Genomic DNA, 15,710 nt, shown 5'->3' on the forward strand with positions numbered 1-15,710 from the left:
GGAGCGCGTCAACTCTGAACCGCAGGGTCCCGGGGCGGGGAGGCGACGATGCCGACAGCGCGGCAGGCACTGCTGGACGCCGCCCTCAGGGCGCTGGACGAGGAACCCTGGCGCGCGGTGCGCATGGTTGACGTCGCGGCCCTCGCCGGCGTCTCGCGGCAGACCCTCTACAACGAGTTCGGCACCAAGCGCGGGCTGGCCGGGGCCCTGTTGCGACGGGCCGCCGACGGCTATCTCGCCGGAGTGGACCGCGCCCTGACCGCCCCCGCCCCCGACCGTCCGGCCGCCGTCGCGCTCTGGACCGTGCGGGCCGCCCGGCAGGACGTGCTGGTCAAGGCGCTGCTCACGGGGCACTGGGCGGAGGGGCTGCCCCGCCCGGAACCCCGGCCCGGACCGCGGGGGCGCGACGGCGGGCGGCCACCGCCGGCCCCCGAGGAACTGCTCGCGCTCGTGCGGGACCGGATGGCGGCGGTGTCGCCCGGGGTCGCCGCCGGCGGGTGCGAGATCGCCCTACGGCTCGCGCTGTCCTGTGTGGTCGTTCCGGTGCCGGGCGACGACGCGGCGGACAGCCGGGCGCTCGGGCTCGTACGGGCAGGGACGCGGGCGGCGGTTCCGGCGGGTCTCAGTGGGCCGAGCCGGACAGCTGGAGGCCGATCACCCCGATGATCACCAGCGAGATCGACACCAGCTTCAGCGTGGAGACCACGTCATCGAGGAAGACCATGCCGTAGATCGCCGTCCCGGCCGCCCCGATCCCGGTCCACACCGCGTACGCCGGACCGACGTCGAGCTTCTTCAGCGCCAGGGTCAGCAGACCGAAACTGCCCAGCGCGAACGCGGCGAACGCGATCGTCGGCCAGAGCCGGGTGAATCCGTGGGAGAGCTTCAGACACACGGCGAAGCCGGTCTCCAGCAGTCCTGCGACCACGACCAGCAGCCAGGGCATCGTCGGTTGCCTCCCGCGTAGGTGACGGCTTCGGTTCGGGAACCTGCCCGGTGGACGGCACGGCGCACCGATCACTCGGTGCGATTATGCCCTTACCGGTCGTTGAAGCTCGCAAACATGCCCGGGCCACCCCGATCGAATCCGGCCGGACGGACCGTCAGTCGCCCTCGCGCCGTTCCCGGGTCGCGAGCAGCCGGCGCAGGGAGTCCAGGCGCGCGGGGTCGGCGTGCCCCTCCGCCACCCAGGCGTCCAGCGCGCACTCCGGCTGGTTCGCGTCGTGGGTGCAGCCGCGCGGGCAGTTCTCCGTGCCCGGCTCCAGGTCGGGGAAGGCGTGGATGACCCGGGAGGGGTCGACGTGGTGCAGCCCGAAGGAGCGGACGCCCGGGGTGTCGACCACCCAGCCCCGGTCGCCGGGCAGCGGCAGCGCGAGGGCCGAGGTGGTGGTGTGCCGCCCCCGGCCGGTGACCGCGTTGACATCGCCGGTGGTCCGCCGCCGGTCCTCCGGCACCAGGGCGTTGACCAGCGTCGTCTTGCCGACCCCGGAGTGCCCGACGAAGGCGGTGACCTTGCCCTCCAGCAGCTCGCGCACCCGCTCCGCCGCGTCCCCGTTCTCCAGCTCCTCACGGCTGGTCACGATGTACGGGACGCCGAGCGGGGTGTACGCCTCCAGCAGCTTGTCGGGGGACGCGAGGTCGGACTTGGTCAGCACCAGGAGTGGGGTGAGACCGCCGTCGTACGCCGCCACCAGACAGCGGTCGATCATGCGCGGGCGGGGCTCCGGATCGGCCAGCGCGGTGACGATCGCCAGCTGGTCCGCGTTGGCGACGACCACCCGCTCGTACGGATCGTCGTCGTCGGCCGTGCGCCGCAGCACCGTGCGGCGCGGGGAGATCCGCACGATCCGGGCCAGGGTGTCCTTCTCGCCGGAGAGGTCGCCGACGATGGAGACGGTGTCGCCCACCACGGCGGCCTTGCGGCCCAGCTCGCGGGCCTTCATCGCCACCACGGTCCGGCCCTCGACCAGGCAGGTGAGCCGGCCCCGGTCGACGGTGAGGACCATGCCGTCCTCGGCGTCCTCGTGCTTGGGCCGGATGTGCGTACGCGGCCGGTTGCCCTTGCGGTTGGGGCGGACGCGGATGTCGTCCTCGTCGGGGTTCTTCCCGTAGCGGCGCATGCCCTAGGCCCCGAGCATTCCGGTCCACATGTCCGGGAAGTCCGGCAGGGTCTTGGCGGTCGTGCCCACGTTCTCGATCTCCACGCCCTTCACCGCCAGGCCGATGACCGCCCCGGCGGTGGCCATGCGGTGGTCGTCGTACGTGTGGAAGACGCCGCCGTGCAGCGGGCGCGGGCGGATGTGCAGCCCGTCGGCCGTCTCGGTGACGTCGCCGCCCAGTTCGTTGATCTCCTTGGTCAGCGCGGCCAGCCGGTCCGTCTCGTGCAGTCGCAGATGGGCGACGCCGCTCAGCGTGGAGGGGGAGTCCGCCAGCGCCGCGACCGCCGCGATGCCCGGGGTCAGCTCGCCGACCTCGCCGAGGTCCACGTCGATGCCGTGGATCCGGCCCGTGCCGGTGAAGGTCAGCCCGTGCTCGGTCAGCTCGCAGGAGCCGCCCATCGCGGTGAAGATCTCGCGCAGCGCGTCGCCCGGCTGGGTGGTGCGCTCGGGCCAGTCGGGGATCGTCACCCGCCCGCCGGTCACCAGGGCGGCGGCCAGGAACGGCTGGGCGTTGGAGAGGTCCGGCTCGATCGTCAGGTCCCGGCCCAGCAGCGCGGAGGGGGAGACCCGCCAGACGTTGGGCTCACCGCCCGTCTCCGGCTCGTCCACCTGCGCGCCGACGGCCCGCAGCATGTCGACGGTCATCCGGATGTGCGGCATGGAGGGGAGCACGGCCCCGGTGTGCCGGACCTCCACACCCTGGTTGAAGCGCGGCGCCGACAGCAGCAGCGCCGAGACGAACTGCGAGGACGACGAGGCGTCGATCGAGACCGGGCCGCCCTCCAGCGCCCCGCCGCCGTGCACGGTCAGCGGCAGCGCCCCGCGTCCGTCGTCGTCGATCCGTGCGCCCAGGGCCCGCAGCCCCTCGATGACGCCGGTCAGCGGGCGCTCGTAGGAGCGGGGGTCGCCGTCGAAGCGGACCGGACCGTCGGCGAGCGTGGCGACGGGCGGCAGGAAGCGCATGACCGTGCCGGCGTTGCCGACGTCGACCGCGGCCGGGCCGTGCAGCCCCGCCGGGATGACCCGCCAGGCCTCGCCCGAGCTGTCCGGGGAGGCCGCCGCGGACGGGCTGGAGGCGGACGAGGAGGAGACGGTCTCCTCGATGCCGACGCCCATGGCGCGCAGGGCGTCGGCCATGAGCAGGGTGTCGCGGGAGCGCAGCGGGCGGCGCAGCCAGCCCGGCTCGGCGGCCAGCGAGGCCAGCACGAGGGCGCGGTTGGTGACCGATTTGGAGCCGGGCACGGTGACGGTCGCGTCGACGGCCCCGGTCGCGTGGGGGGCGGGCCAGAGGGCGGGCTGCACGGAACTCTCGGTCATGGCCATCACTTTAGTGGGTTCACGCCGACCCGGATCCTGGCCAAAGGGGCGGAAACCCACCCGTAATCAGTCAGCGGCGCGGGCGGCGGCGGTCCGGCCCGCCCTCACCAGCCCAGCAGCCAGCGCCCGCCGCCGATCAGCGACGACAGCGACACCGCGTGGAAGAGGAACAGCCACAGCACCGCCGGGGCGTGGGTCAGCCGGGCCAGCTGGTCGGCGTCCGAGTCGGGGGCGCCCCCGTAACGCCGCTTGGACTGGAGCTCGAAGGGCGGCCGCACCCCGCCCAGCAGCAGGAACCACACCACCACGTACGCGAACGCCGACTGCACGTCCGAGGAGGCCAGCCAGGACACCAGCAGGAACGTGGTGCCGGTCAGGATGACGGTGAGGGCCCCGTACACATTGCGGATCATCACCAGCATCACCGCGAGCAGGGCCGTGGCCACCCACAGCAGGAGCGTGATCCGGCCGTTCGTGAGCAGCCAGGCGCCGCCCAGACCCAGCAGCGACGGGGCCGTGTACCCGGCCGCCGCCGTGAGGATCATGCCGATGCCCGTCGGCTTGCCGCGGCTCACGGTCAGCCCGCTGGTGTCCGAGTGCAGCCGGATGCCGGAGAGCTGCCGTCCGGTGAGCAGGGCCACCAGGCCGTGGCCGCCCTCGTGCGCGATGGTGATCGTGTTGCGGGCGAGGCGCCATAGCGGGTTCGGTACGACCGCGATCAGCGCGAGCGTGGCCGTCACCACCACCAGCCACTGCTCGGGAGCGGACTGGGTGCCGGTCACGCGATCCCACAGATCGCCCAGTTCGGTGCTGTTCATCGGCCGGGCGACTCCTTGCGGTCGGGGTGGGCGGTCGTGGCAGTCTGGCACTTATGTGCGGACGGTATGCGGCGAGCCGGAACCCCGAGGACCTGACCGGCCTCTTCGGCGTCGAGAAGTGGGAACCCACCGAGGCCCTGGAGCCGGACTGGAACGTGGCGCCGACCAAAGAGGTCTACGCGGTTCTGGAGCGTCCTGTTAAGGACGCGGACGACCGGCGTCCGGTTCGCCAGTTGCGCGCCCTGAGATGGGGACTCGTGCCGTCCTGGTCGAAGACCCCCGAGGGCGCCGCCCGGATGATCAACGCCCGCGCGGAGACCGTGCACGAGAAGCCCTCCTTCCGCCGCGCCTTCGCCCACCGCCGCTGCATCCTGCCCGCCGACGGCTACTACGAGTGGGTCACCGGAGCGCAGGAGCGGCAGCTGGAGGAGGAGAAGGGCAAGAAGCGGGCCCGCAAGCAGCCCTATTTCGTCACGCCGGCCGACGGGTCGGTCTTCGCGATGGCCGGACTGTACGAGTTCTGGCGCGACACGACCCTTCCCCCGGACCACGAGAACGCCTGGTGGGTGACCTGCTCGGTGATCACCACCGAGGCGGAGACCACCCCGCTGGCCGTCGCCCCCGCCGAGGGGCCCGGCGCGCTCGCCGACATCCACCCCCGGATGCCGCTGATGCTCACCCCCGACCGCTGGGACGCCTGGCTGGACCCCACGCACACCGGCGTCGACGAACTGCGCGCGCTGCTGGAGCCGCCGCCCGGCGGGCTGATGCGCGCCTACCCGGTCTCCACCGCCGTCAGCAACGTCCGCAACAACGGGCCCGAACTGCCGGCGGAGCTGGCCGCGCCGGAGGAGTCCACGCTGTTCTGAACCGTGGCAGGGGCAGGATGGCACCGTGAGCCGTCAACCACGTACACAGAACGTCACCACCGACGCCGGTGAGGCCAGGATCACCTGGGTCGCCTCGCCCGCGCCCCGCCTCGTGCTGGCCGTGAGCCACGGGGCGGGCGGTGGCATCGAGGCCCGCGACCTCCAGGCCCTCGCCGCGACCCTGCCCGGCCACGGCGTCACCGTCGCCCTGGTGGAGCAGCCCTGGCGGGTGGCCGGCAAGAAGCTGGCGCCCGCCCCGAAGACCCTGGACACCGGCTGGCGGGGCCTGTGGCCCGCGCTGACCGCTCCCGGGCTCCCCGTCGTCTCCGGGGGCCGCAGCGCCGGGGCCCGCGTCGCCTGCCGGACCGCCACCGAACTGGGCGCGGCGGCCGTCCTCGCGCTCAGCTTCCCGCTGCACCCGCCGGGCAAGCCGGAGAAGTCCCGCGCGGACGAACTCCTGGGGGCGGGCGTGCCCACGCTGGTGGTGCAGGGCGGCAACGACCCGTTCGGCCGGCCCGACGAGTTCCCGCCCGGCCCCTACGAGCTGACCGAAGTGCCCCACGGCGACCACGGGTTCGCGGTGGCGAAGCGGTCCGGGGTGACCGAGGAGCAGACCATGGCCGTCCTCACCGACGCGGTGGCCGGGTGGATCACGTCACTCGGATGACCGGATCCGCCCGGGGGTGACCGGGGCCTCACGCACGTGGCCGGGGCCCCGGGAATGCTCCGCCCGGGGGAGCTGTTGTTCGGGACGTCGGTACAGACACGTGGTATCCCCGAACAACGTGGAGAGGGAGTCCGTCGCATGGGTTCGACCATCTGCCCCAGTCGCTCGAACGCCGCTGATCTGGAGTGGACCGTGCTGCCCGCGGCGAGGACCGGCCACGAGCGGTCGCTGGGCGGTGCGGAACGACAGCCCGTCTCGAAGCAAGGTCGACTATTCTCCGATGCGAGCGGGTCCGGTTTCGGCTCCGCCACATCGTTGGAGGAGGTGGGTCCGGTCACTGGGACCGACACAGGGACCGACGACGGCCGTGCACCGGAGACGTCCGCCGAGCGCAACGCGCGCTTCGAGCGGGACGCCCTCGGCTTTCTCGACCAGATGTACTCGGCCGCGCTGCGCATGACGCGCAACCCGGCCGATGCCGAGGACCTGGTCCAGGAGACCTACGCCAAGGCGTACGGCTCCTTCCACCAGTTCCGTGAGGGGACGAACCTCAAGGCGTGGATGTACCGCATCCTCACCAACACCTTCATCAACTCGTACCGCAAGAAGCAGCGGGAGCCCCAGCGCAGCGCCGCCGAGGAGATCGAGGACTGGCAGCTGGCACGGGCCGAGTCGCACATGTCGACCGGTCTGCGCTCGGCGGAGTCCCAGGCGCTCGACCATCTCCCGGACTCCGACGTGAAGTCGGCGCTCCAGGCGATTCCCGAGGAGTTCCGCATCGCCGTGTATCTCGCCGATGTCGAGGGCTTTGCCTACAAGGAGATCGCGGACATCATGGGGACTCCCATCGGTACGGTGATGTCCCGGCTGCACCGTGGCCGCCGCCAGCTGCGCGGCATGCTGGAGGACTACGCCCGCGAGCGCGGGCTCGTCGCGGCCGGCGCCGGTGACGCGGACGATCGGAAGGGCTCGGCCTCATGAGCTGCGGAGAGCCGCACGAGACGGACTGCTCGGAGGTCCTCGACCATCTCTACGAGTTTCTCGACCGGGAGATGCCCGAGGGCGACTGCACCAAGTTCGAGGTGCATTTCGAGGAGTGCTCCCCGTGCCTGGAGAAGTACGGCCTCGAACAGGCCGTGAAGAAGCTGGTCAAGCGCTGCTGCGGGCAGGACGACGTCCCGACCGACCTGCGCTCCAAGGTGATGGGCCGGATCGACCTGATCCGGGCCGGCGAGGCTGTGCCCGAGCAGGATCTGACCGTGCAGGACACCGGCCGGTCGGCGTCCGCCGCCGAGTAGCCCCGTCCACCCGCAAAAACACCGGCGGATCCCTGGGATCCGCCCGGACGGCCGCTGCGCCCCGACAGCCCGGGCGCAGCGGCCCACGCATGTCCGGGGCCCCGCCGGAGCGGTTCGGCCCCGGCGCCGGGCGGGCCCACCGGCCACCGGTGGCCGAGGCTCCGGGGCCCGCTCGCGCGCGGACGGTCTGACCCCCACCGGAGCTGGGTAACCCATGGGTAATGAGCGGGCGTCCGGCCGGGCATGGTTGGATGCGAAAGCAGAGCGGATGACGAGGGTGTCCAGTCGGGACAGGCGGGAATCGTGAGGATCTTCGGGAAGGTACGGCATCGGCCGTCCGCCTCTTGGCGGCAGGCCACGGACCGCGCGTTCACGCTGATCGGCGACGGCCGGTACGAGGACGCGGGGGCGCTGCTGACGCGCGCGGCGGATCTGGAGCCCTGGCTCTCGGAGTCCTGGTTCAATCTGGCGCTGCTGCACAAGTTCCGGCACGACTGGGAGCAGGCGCGCGCGGCGGGCCTGCGGGCCGTCGCGCTGCTCGACCGGGAGTCGGGCGCCCCGGACTGGTGGAACGTGGGGATCGCGGCCACCGCGCTCCAGGACTGGCCGCTGGCGCGGCGGGCCTGGCAGGCGTACGGCCTGAAGGTCCCCGGCGGCGGTCAGCACAGCGCGGCCACCACCGAGCCGACCGGCATGGAGCTGGGCAGCGCCGCCGTGCGGCTCTCGCCGGAGGGCGAGGCCGAGGTGGTCTGGGGCCGCCGGCTCGACCCGGCCCGGATCGAGGTGCTCTCGATCCCGCTGCCGTCGTCCGGGCGGCGCTGGGGCGAGGTCGTGCTGCACGACGGGGTGCCCAACGGCGAGCGGGTCACCGCGGCCGGACCGGCGTATCCGGTGTTCGACGAGATCGAGCTGTGGGCCCCGTCCCCGGTGCCGACCTGGGTGGTGCTGCTGGAGGCGGCGACCGAGGAGGACCGGGACGCGCTGGAGAAGCTCGCCTCGGACGCCGGGTTCGCCGCCGAGGACTGGTCCTCGTCCGTGCGGCTGCTGTGCCGGGCGTGCTCGGAGAGCCGGATGGAGAGCGACGAGGGCGACGGGGAGCACCTGGACCCGCACGACCACAGCGAGCCGGGCCACCCCGGGCCGCTGGGCCATCGCACCGCGGGCGCCGGGGACCTGTGGGTCCCGGAGCGGGAGTGCGGTCTCGCGGCCCCCGCCGGGCTGGTGCGCGGGCTGCTGGACGGCTGGGTCGCCGACAGCCCGGACAGCCGCGAGTGGCGGGATCTCGAAGAAGTCTGCTGACCGGTGCCCGTAGGCTGTACGCGCACCGATCGCGGTGCTGCTCCTCCCGCGCTTCCCGGGTTCCGACGGGATGCGGCGGGATCACCGAGTTCAGGTTTCGCAGGAAGGCGTACGGCGGACATGTCGCAGCAGGAGACGGACGGGCGGATCGGCGTGGACGACGAGGGGTTCCTCGTCGACACGGAGGACTGCGAGGAGCGTGAGGCGGCTTACCGCGAGCGCGGCACCTCCCGTCCGATCACGGTCGTGGGCAACCCGGTGCTGCACAAGGAGTGCAAGGACGTCACCGAGTTCGACGACGCGTTGGCGCGGCTGATCGACGACATGTTCGCCAGCCAGCGGACGGCCGAGGGCGTCGGCCTGGCCGCCAACCAGATCGGCGTGGACCTGAAGGTCTTCGTCTACGACTGCCCCGACGACGACGGGGTGCGCCACACCGGCGTCATCTGCAACCCGGTCCTGGAGGAGCTGGCCCCCGAGGCGCGGGTGCTGGACGACTCCAACGAGGGCTGCCTCTCGGTCCCGACCGCGTACGCCTCGCTCGCCCGCCCCGACTACGCGGTGGTGCGTGGGCAGGACGCGCAGGGCAATCCGGTCAAGGTGCGGGGCAGCGGCTACTTCGCGCGGTGCCTCCAGCACGAGACGGACCACCTGTACGGCTACCTGTACATCGACCGGCTCTCCAAGCGGGAGCGCAAGGACGCGCTGCGGCAGATGGAAGAGGGCACGCCGCGCTACGAGGTCGTCCCGAACGCCTGAGAACGGCTCGGCGGGGACCCGGCACCGGTTCGCCGGCGCCGGGTCCCCGCCGCCCTTTTTTCCTCCTCCTGGCAGATAACTGCAGTTTCCCCAGGGGGAGTTGACGCGCGTAGCTGTCTGAGCCAGGCTCGCCTGGACATCGACCGTGACGTTCAGAGGGAGACCCCTGTGCTGAGACGCACCGCACGCGTTCTGCTCGGACTTGTCATGACCATTACGTTCGCGTTGGGGGGTGCGGTGCTGACCGCCGGCACCGCCCAGGCCGACGGCTGCTACACCTGGACCCGCACCCTGAAGGCCGGAGCCACCGGCAACGATGTCACCCAGCTCCAGATCCGGGTCGCCGGATACCCGGGCTACAACTCCGTGCTCGCCATCGACGGCTCGTACGGCCCCGCCACCACCGCCGCCGTCAAGCGGTTCCAGGCGGCCTACGGCCTGGCGGCCGACGGGGTCGCCGGACCCGCCACCCAGGCCAAGCTCTACGCGCTCCAGGACAACGACTGCACGCCGATCCACTTCACCTACCCCGAGCTGAACACGTGCAACAGCACCTGGGCCGGCGGGAAGGTCGCGGCGGGCACGGCCAGGGCCAACGCGCTGAGCAGCATGTGGAAGCTGGAGGCGCTGCGCCACGCGCTCGGCGACCGATCCATCAGGGTCACCAGCGGCTTCCGCTCCGCCTCCTGCAACGCGGCCGTGGGCGGCGCCTCCAACAGCCGCCACATGTACGGCGACGCGGTGGACCTCGGCGCCTCCCCGCACTCGCTGTGCACGCTGGCGAAGCAGGCCCGCTACCACGGCTTCCGGGGCATCCTCGGCCCCGGCTACGTCGGCCACAACGACCACGTGCACGTCAACCAGGGACCCAGCCGCTTCTGGTCGGCGCCCAGCTGCGGTATCTGACCCCGCGGACGACCGGGGGCCGGTGACCGTGCCCGGCGGCGCTCAGGCGACGTCGGGCACGGAGGTCGCCGCCGGCCCCCGGAACGTACGGCGGTAGGCGTTCGGCGTGGTGCCCAGCGACCGCACGAACTGGTGCCGCAGGGTCGCCGCCGTGCCGAAGCCCGTCCGCCCCGCGATCGTGTCGATCGTCAGCTCGGAGGTCTCCAGCAGGTGCTGGGCCAGCAGCACCCGCTGCCGCAGCAGCCACCGGTAGGGCGTGGTCCCGGTCTCCTGCTGGAACCGCCGGGCGAAGGTCCGCGGCGACATGTGCGCCAACGCCGCCAACTGCTCCACGCTCATCTCCTGGTCGAGGTGGCGCTCCATCCAGGCCAGGGTCGAACCGACCGTGTCGCAGGAGCTCCGGGGCAGCGGGCGGCTGATGTACTGCGCCTGGCCGCCGTCCCGGTGCGGCGGCACCACCATCCGCCGGGCCAGCGTGTTGGCCGCCTCCTGGCCGTACTCCTGCCGGATCAGATGCAGACAGGCGTCGATCCCGGCGGCGGTGCCCGCCGAACTGATCACCGCCCCCTCGTCCACGTACAGCACGTCCGGCTCGACGATCGCCTTCGGGAAGCGCAGGGACAACTCCGCCGCGTGCCGCCAGTGCGTGGTGCAGCGGCGGCCGTCCAGCAGCCCGGCCGCGCCCAGGACGTACGCCCCGGAACAGACGCTCAGCACCCGCGAGCCGCGCTCCACGGCCCGGCGCAGCGCGTCGAGGACCTCCTCGGGATACTCCCGCCGCATGAAGTGGCTGCCCGCCGGCACGGCGATCAGATCGGCCTCCTCCAGCCGCTCCAGACCGTGCGGCGTGGAGATGGTGAAGCCCGCGTGGGTCCTCAGGACGGGGCCCTCGGCGGAGACCACCGCGAAGTCGTGCACGGGGAGGCCGTCTTCGCTGCGGTCCAGGCCGAACACCTCGCACAGGACGCCGAGTTCGAAGGGGTGGACCTCGTCGAGGAGGAGGGCGGCGACATTGGTCAGCATGGAACGAGTGTGGCAGCTATTTGATGTCTCATGGCAGTCCTGCCACTGCTGAACTTCCTTCCGGCGGTCCAGAGTAGAGGCATGAACACATTCCTGAACTACCTGGTCGTAGTAGCCCTTTTCGCCCTCGTCCTGGCGCCCGTGGCCGTCGGCGCCGCCCGTGATCTCCGCATCGACCGCCAGCTGCGGGAGGCGGAACGCGGGCGACGGCCGGCCGGACCGCCGGAAACGGAGAGCGCCGCGCGGCCTGTCACGGCCACGCGGCGCCCTCACCTCGGAAACTGGGCCAGGGTCTGAGGCCCCCGCTCCCGGGTCACTCCTAGAAGTCGTCGTCGAACCCGACCGAGCCCTCCACGGCCACCTGGTAGGCGGACGGACGGCGCTCGAAGAAGTTCGTCAGCTCCTGGACGCCCTGGAGCTCCATGAAGGAGAACGGGTTCTCCGAGCCGTACACCGTCGGGAAGCCGAGGCGGGCGAGCCGCTGGTCGGCGACGCACTCCAGGTACTGGCGCATCGACTCGGTGTTCATGCCCGGCAGGCCCTCACCGCACAGGTCGCGGCCGAACTGCAGCTCCGCCTCGACCGCCTCCTTGAGCATGTCGGTGACCTGCTGCTGGAGCGCGTCGTCGAAGAGGTCCGGCTCCTCCTTGCGGACGGTGTCCACGACCTCGAACGCGAAGTTCATGTGCATCGTCTCGTCACGGAACACCCAGTTGGTGCCCGTGGCGAGACCGTGCAGCAGACCGCGCGAGCGGAACCAGTACACGTAGGCGAACGCCCCGTAGAAGAACAGCCCCTCGATGCAGGCCGCGAAGCAGATCAGATTCAGCAGGAAGCGACGTCGGTCGGCCTTCGTCTCCAGCCGGTCGATCTTCTCGACCGAGTCCATCCACCTGAAGCAGAACTGCGCCTTCTCGCGGATCGAGGGGATCTCCTCGACCGCGTCGAACGCCGCCGCGCGGTCGTCCGGGTCGGGCAGATAGGTGTCCAGCAGCGTCAGATAGAACTGGACGTGCACGGCCTCCTCGAACAGCTGCCGCGACAGGTAGAGCCGCGCCTCGGGGGAGTTGATGTGCTTGTACAGCGTCAGCACGAGGTTGTTCGAGACGATCGAGTCGCCGGTCGCGAAGAACGCCACCAGCCGGCCGATCATGTGCTGCTCACCCGGCGACAGCTTCGCGAGGTCGGCGACGTCCGAGTGGAGGTCGACCTCCTCGACGGTCCAGGTGTTCTTGATCGCGTCCCGGTAGCGCTCGTAGAAGTCCGGGTAGCGCATGGGACGCAGGGTCAGCTCGAAACCCGGGTCGAGCAGGTTCTTCTCTTCGGTGGAGCTCATTACTGGCAGGCCTCGCAGGACTCGGGGTTTTCCAGGGAGCAGGCGATGGCGTCCGCGTCGGGCGCCGAAGCCTGTTGTACGGGAAGGGGGGCGGCGGCCGACGCCTGGCCGGACGCGGCACGGGCGATCCGGGTCGCCGGGCGCGAACGCAGGTAGTACGTCGTCTTCAGCCCCTGCTTCCAGGCGTACGCGTACATCGAGGAGAGCTTGCCGATCGTCGGCGTCTCCAGGAACAGGTTGAGCGACTGGCTCTGGTCCAGGAACGGCGTACGCGCCGCCGCCATGTCGATCAGACCGCGCTGCGGGATCTCCCACGCCGTGCGGTACAGCGCCCGCACGTCCTCGGGGATCCAGGCGAAGCCCTGCACGGATCCGCTGGCCTCGCGCAGCGCCTCACGGGTGCGGGCGTCCCACACGCCGAGCTTCTTCAGCTCGTCGACCAGGTAGGCGTTGACCTGGAGGAACTCGCCGCTGAGCGTCTCGCGCTTGAACAGGTTGGAGACCTGCGGCTCGATGCACTCGTACACACCGGCGATCGAGGCGATCGTCGCGGTCGGCGCGATGGCGAGCAGCAGCGAGTTGCGCATCCCCGTCTTCGCGACCCGGGCGCGCAGGGCGTCCCAGCGATCCGGCCAGTTCAGCTCGGTGGCGTAGTGGTCGGGGTGCAGCACCCCGCGCGCGGCACGCGTCTTGGACCACGCGGGCAGCGGGCCCGAGCGCTCGGCGAGGTCGCAGGACGCCTCGTACGCGGCGAGCATGATCCGCTCGGAGATCTTCGTGGAGAGCGCGCGCGCCTCGGGCGAGTCGAACGGCAGCCGCAGCTGGAAGAAGACGTCCTGGAGGCCCATCGCGCCCAGGCCGACCGGCCGCCAGCGGGAGTTGGAGTTCCCGGCCTGCTCGGTCGGGTAGAAGTTGATGTCGACGACCCGGTCCAGGAAGGTCACGGCCGTACGGACGGTGGAGTCCAGGCGGTCCCAGTCGATCGAGCCGTTCGCCACGAAGGCGCCCAGGTTGACCGAGCCCAGGTTGCAGACGGCCGTCTCGCCGTCGTCGGTGACCTCCAGGATCTCCGTGCACAGGTTCGACGAGTGCACGACCCGGCCCGGCTCGGCTGTCTGGTTGGCGGTCCGGTTGGAGGCGTCCTTGAACGTCATCCAGCCCTGGCCGGTCTGCGCGAGGGTCCGCATCATCCGGCCGTACAGCTCACGCGCCGGCATCGTCTTGCGGGCCAGGCCCTTGGCCTCGGCCGCGCGGTAGGCCGCGTCGAACGCGTCGCCCCACAGGTCGACCAGCTCGGGCACGTCCGCCGGGGAGAACAGCGACCACTCGGTGTCCGCGTCGACCCGGCGCATGAACTCGTCCGGGATCCAGTGCGCCAGGTTGAGGTTGTGCGTACGCCGCTGGTCCTCACCGGTGTTGTCGCGGAGCTCCAGGAACTCCTCGATGTCCGCGTGCCAGGTCTCCAGGTAGACCGCCGCCGCGCCCTTGCGCCGGCCGCCCTGGTTCACCGCCGCCACCGAGGCGTCCAGCGTCTTGAGGAACGGCACGATGCCGTTGGAGTGCCCGTTGGTGCCCCGGATCAGCGAACCCCGGGCGCGGATGCGGGAGTACGACAGACCGATGCCGCCCGCGTGCTTGGAGAGCCGCGCCACCTGGTGGTAGCGGTCGTAGATCGAGTCCAGCTCGTCCTTCGGCGAGTCCAGCAGATAGCAGGAGGACATCTGCGGGTGCCGGGTGCCGGAGTTGAAGAGGGTGGGGGAGGAGGGGAGGTAGTCCAGCTTGCTCATCAGCCCGTAGAGCGCGGCGACCTCGTCCAGGGCCCGGACCGACTCGTCCTCGGCGAGGCCCGCGGCCACGCGCAGCATGAAGTGCTGCGGGGTCTCGATGACCTGCCGGGTGATCGGGTGGCGCAGCAGGTAGCGGCTGTGCAGCGTCCGCAGACCGAAGTAGCCGAAGCGGTCGTCGGCGCCGTCCGTCAGGGCCTGCCCGACGAGCTGGTCGAGCGCGGTCGCGTGAAGGGCGACGAACGCGGCGGTGCGGTCGGCGATCAGACCCTCGCGGTGCCCGACGGCGACCGAGGCGGAGAAGGACGTCGCGCCCTGGCCGGCGGCCTCGTCCGCGATCGTCCGGGTCAGCAGCCGGGCGGCCAGCCGGGAGTACGCCGGGTCCTCGGAGATGAGCCCCGCGGCGGCCTCGGTGGCCAGCGAGCGCAGCTCGGCCTCGTCGGAGCGGGCGTTGCGTCCGCGCAGCGCGGCGGCGGCGACCCGTCCGGGGTCGGTGTCGGGAAGATCGACGGTGAGATCGGTCAGGGTCCGCAGCAGGGCGGTCCCGGGTCCGTCGTTCGGGGCTTTCCCGGCCGGGGTCGACTCGGCGGATTCGGTGGCTGAAACCGGATCGGCGGGCGCGATGGTCACTGGGCTTTCCCTCGCTCGGCAGGGGCCGGCGGCAGCAGGGGAAGCCGGGCAGCGCGAAACCCTGGGCGGGGCAGCACCGCTGACGGCGTCCACCGGCCTATCCGCGAGGCCCGGACGTCTGGCGTCCGGTTCGGTCGAGCCGGACGCGCTGTCGGCAGGTCTTCGGACTTGCGGGTGTGCAAAAGCGCACCGATCACACCGTTGCGGGACAGTTCCGGATTCGCACCGGATTCCCCTGCGGCGACAGCGAGGTCGAGCATACATGTGGGGGCCGCCGGATGAAGCGGCCCCCACATGTTGTGTCGCGACGATTCCACAAGCCCCTCAGGAGGGCGCCCGCAGCTCCAGCCGGAAGGTCATGAGCCCCAGTCCCGGCACCGGTTCCCAGTCCCGTTCGGGGGTCCGGACGAAGCCGAGCCGACGGTAGATCCTATGGGCCCCGAGCATGGCCGGCTGCGTCGACAGCACCAGCGCCACCACCCCGTCGGCGGACCGGGCGCGGTCGACGCACGCCCGTACGAGAGCCTCTCCCACGCCCCGTCCGCGCCCCTCGCGGGCCACGGCCAGCATCCGGAACTCGGCCTCGTCCGGACCGGCGATGTCGCGCCACGGGGTGCCGGGTGCGGCATAGGTCACACCGCCGAGCACCGCCCCGTCCGCGTCGAGCGCGACGAGGACCTCGGCCTCGGCCGCGCGCTGTCCGACCGCTCGCAGTCGGTGCAGATACGGGTCCCGCGGGCCGTCCAGCAGCCCGTCGCCGAGATACGCCTCGGCGATGATCTCGCCGAGCGCGGCGTACTCGCCGGGCTCCACCGCCCTGATCGTCAGATCCATCAGCCACTCGC

The 15,710-nt window shown here is 71.8% G+C and carries 17 protein-coding genes and 1 riboswitch; of the genes, 9 read left to right on the top strand and 8 right to left on the bottom strand.

Going from position 1 to position 15,710, the window contains the following annotated elements; translation table 11 throughout:
* The first annotated feature begins 48 nt into the window (after positions 1–48).
* A complete protein-coding gene (locus DTB53_RS19120) occupies positions 49–666 on the top strand; it encodes a TetR/AcrR family transcriptional regulator (protein ID WP_012379115.1) in 618 nt (205 codons plus the stop codon).
* Here DTB53_RS19120 and DTB53_RS19125 read toward each other — a convergent pair.
* The 4 genes from DTB53_RS19125 to DTB53_RS19140 form a co-directional block, all read right to left on the bottom strand.
* On the bottom strand, positions 623–946 hold the full coding sequence (locus DTB53_RS19125; protein ID WP_003966422.1) for a DMT family transporter: 324 nt from the start codon (positions 944–946) through the stop codon (positions 623–625). The two genes, DTB53_RS19120 and DTB53_RS19125, sit on opposite strands and share 44 nt — an antisense overlap.
* A gap of 157 nt (positions 947–1,103) precedes the next feature.
* Positions 1,104–2,120: a ribosome small subunit-dependent GTPase A gene (rsgA, locus tag DTB53_RS19130; RefSeq protein WP_003966421.1), complete on the bottom strand. Its 1,017-nt coding sequence runs from the start codon at positions 2,118–2,120 to the stop codon at positions 1,104–1,106.
* Positions 2,121–2,123: 3 nt separating this feature from the next.
* Entirely contained in the window at positions 2,124–3,476 is a 1,353-nt protein-coding gene (gene aroA, locus DTB53_RS19135) for a 3-phosphoshikimate 1-carboxyvinyltransferase (RefSeq protein WP_012379114.1), read from the bottom strand.
* 104 nt (positions 3,477–3,580) lie between these two features.
* On the bottom strand, positions 3,581–4,294 hold the full coding sequence (locus DTB53_RS19140; RefSeq protein ID WP_003966419.1) for a M50 family metallopeptidase: 714 nt from the start codon (positions 4,292–4,294) through the stop codon (positions 3,581–3,583).
* Between the two features lie 53 nt (positions 4,295–4,347).
* Between DTB53_RS19140 and DTB53_RS19145 the strand changes: the two genes are divergently transcribed.
* The 7 genes from DTB53_RS19145 (at position 4,348) to DTB53_RS19175 (ending at position 10,092) form a co-directional block, all read left to right on the top strand.
* Positions 4,348–5,163 carry an SOS response-associated peptidase gene (locus tag DTB53_RS19145; protein ID WP_012379113.1) on the top strand — a complete coding sequence of 272 codons (816 nt, stop codon included), beginning with the start codon at positions 4,348–4,350 and terminating at the stop codon, positions 5,161–5,163.
* Positions 5,164–5,188: 25 nt separating this feature from the next.
* Positions 5,189–5,830: an alpha/beta hydrolase family protein gene (locus DTB53_RS19150; RefSeq protein ID WP_012379112.1), complete on the top strand. Its 642-nt coding sequence runs from the start codon at positions 5,189–5,191 to the stop codon at positions 5,828–5,830.
* Between the two features lie 324 nt (positions 5,831–6,154).
* Positions 6,155–6,811, top strand: a complete 657-nt coding sequence (locus DTB53_RS19155) for a sigma-70 family RNA polymerase sigma factor (RefSeq protein ID WP_012379111.1) — start codon at positions 6,155–6,157, stop codon at positions 6,809–6,811.
* Positions 6,808–7,128, top strand: coding sequence for a mycothiol system anti-sigma-R factor (gene rsrA, locus DTB53_RS19160; RefSeq protein WP_003966415.1), 321 nt, complete (start codon positions 6,808–6,810; stop codon positions 7,126–7,128). Before DTB53_RS19155 ends, rsrA begins: the two co-directional genes overlap by 4 nt.
* A 303-nt stretch (positions 7,129–7,431) precedes the next feature.
* On the top strand, positions 7,432–8,427 hold the full coding sequence (locus tag DTB53_RS19165) for a tetratricopeptide repeat protein (protein ID WP_006127468.1): 996 nt from the start codon (positions 7,432–7,434) through the stop codon (positions 8,425–8,427).
* A 120-nt stretch (positions 8,428–8,547) separates the two neighbouring features.
* Positions 8,548–9,186: a peptide deformylase gene (def, locus tag DTB53_RS19170; protein ID WP_003966413.1), complete on the top strand. Its 639-nt coding sequence runs from the start codon at positions 8,548–8,550 to the stop codon at positions 9,184–9,186.
* Between the two features lie 168 nt (positions 9,187–9,354).
* Positions 9,355–10,092 carry a D-Ala-D-Ala carboxypeptidase family metallohydrolase gene (locus tag DTB53_RS19175; protein ID WP_012379110.1) on the top strand — a complete coding sequence of 246 codons (738 nt, stop codon included), beginning with the start codon at positions 9,355–9,357 and terminating at the stop codon, positions 10,090–10,092.
* 42 nt (positions 10,093–10,134) lie between these two features.
* Here DTB53_RS19175 and DTB53_RS19180 read toward each other — a convergent pair whose 3' ends face one another.
* A complete protein-coding gene (locus DTB53_RS19180) occupies positions 10,135–11,115 on the bottom strand; it encodes a helix-turn-helix domain-containing protein (RefSeq protein ID WP_003966411.1) in 981 nt (326 codons plus the stop codon).
* A gap of 81 nt (positions 11,116–11,196) precedes the next feature.
* Between DTB53_RS19180 and DTB53_RS19185 the strand changes: the two genes are divergently transcribed.
* Positions 11,197–11,412 carry a hypothetical protein gene (locus DTB53_RS19185; RefSeq protein WP_030702860.1) on the top strand — a complete coding sequence of 72 codons (216 nt, stop codon included), beginning with the start codon at positions 11,197–11,199 and terminating at the stop codon, positions 11,410–11,412.
* A 22-nt stretch (positions 11,413–11,434) separates the two neighbouring features.
* Here the strand turns inward: DTB53_RS19185 and DTB53_RS19190 are convergent, their stop codons facing one another.
* The 3 genes from DTB53_RS19190 to DTB53_RS19200 all read right to left on the bottom strand — a co-directional run bounded on the left by DTB53_RS19190 (position 11,435) and on the right by DTB53_RS19200 (position 15,699).
* On the bottom strand, positions 11,435–12,451 hold the full coding sequence (locus tag DTB53_RS19190; RefSeq protein ID WP_003966409.1) for a ribonucleotide-diphosphate reductase subunit beta: 1,017 nt from the start codon (positions 12,449–12,451) through the stop codon (positions 11,435–11,437).
* Entirely contained in the window at positions 12,451–14,865 is a 2,415-nt protein-coding gene (locus tag DTB53_RS19195) for a ribonucleoside-diphosphate reductase subunit alpha (RefSeq protein WP_012379109.1), read from the bottom strand. Before DTB53_RS19195 ends, DTB53_RS19190 begins: the two co-directional genes overlap by 1 nt.
* Positions 14,866–15,001: 136 nt before the next feature.
* A riboswitch (cobalamin riboswitch) is annotated at positions 15,002–15,125 on the bottom strand.
* A 64-nt stretch (positions 15,126–15,189) separates the two neighbouring features.
* Complete coding sequence (locus DTB53_RS19200) at positions 15,190–15,699, bottom strand: GNAT family N-acetyltransferase (protein WP_012379108.1); 510 nt, start codon at positions 15,697–15,699, stop codon at positions 15,190–15,192.
* Positions 15,700–15,710 lie beyond the last annotated feature (11 nt).

The organism is Streptomyces griseus (genome assembly GCF_900460065.1).
Classification (GTDB): domain Bacteria; phylum Actinomycetota; class Actinomycetes; order Streptomycetales; family Streptomycetaceae; genus Streptomyces; species Streptomyces griseus.

Excerpts from the sequence above, each read along its gene's own strand:
- DTB53_RS19120 (WP_012379115.1), top strand. The coding sequence starts at position 49 with ATGCCGACAGCGCGGCAGGCACTGCTGGACGCCGCCCTCAGGGCGCTG.
- DTB53_RS19125 (WP_003966422.1), bottom strand. The coding sequence starts at position 946 with ATGCCCTGGCTGCTGGTCGTGGTCGCAGGACTGCTGGAGACCGGCTTC.
- rsgA (WP_003966421.1), bottom strand. The coding sequence starts at position 2,120 with ATGCGCCGCTACGGGAAGAACCCCGACGAGGACGACATCCGCGTCCGC.
- aroA (WP_012379114.1), bottom strand. The coding sequence starts at position 3,476 with ATGACCGAGAGTTCCGTGCAGCCCGCCCTCTGGCCCGCCCCCCACGCG.
- DTB53_RS19140 (WP_003966419.1), bottom strand. The coding sequence starts at position 4,294 with ATGAACAGCACCGAACTGGGCGATCTGTGGGATCGCGTGACCGGCACC.
- DTB53_RS19145 (WP_012379113.1), top strand. The coding sequence starts at position 4,348 with ATGTGCGGACGGTATGCGGCGAGCCGGAACCCCGAGGACCTGACCGGC.
- rsrA (WP_003966415.1), top strand. The coding sequence starts at position 6,808 with ATGAGCTGCGGAGAGCCGCACGAGACGGACTGCTCGGAGGTCCTCGAC.
- def (WP_003966413.1), top strand. The coding sequence starts at position 8,548 with ATGTCGCAGCAGGAGACGGACGGGCGGATCGGCGTGGACGACGAGGGG.
- DTB53_RS19180 (WP_003966411.1), bottom strand. The coding sequence starts at position 11,115 with ATGCTGACCAATGTCGCCGCCCTCCTCCTCGACGAGGTCCACCCCTTC.
- DTB53_RS19185 (WP_030702860.1), top strand. The coding sequence starts at position 11,197 with ATGAACACATTCCTGAACTACCTGGTCGTAGTAGCCCTTTTCGCCCTC.
- DTB53_RS19190 (WP_003966409.1), bottom strand. The coding sequence starts at position 12,451 with ATGAGCTCCACCGAAGAGAAGAACCTGCTCGACCCGGGTTTCGAGCTG.
- DTB53_RS19200 (WP_012379108.1), bottom strand. The coding sequence starts at position 15,699 with ATGGATCTGACGATCAGGGCGGTGGAGCCCGGCGAGTACGCCGCGCTC.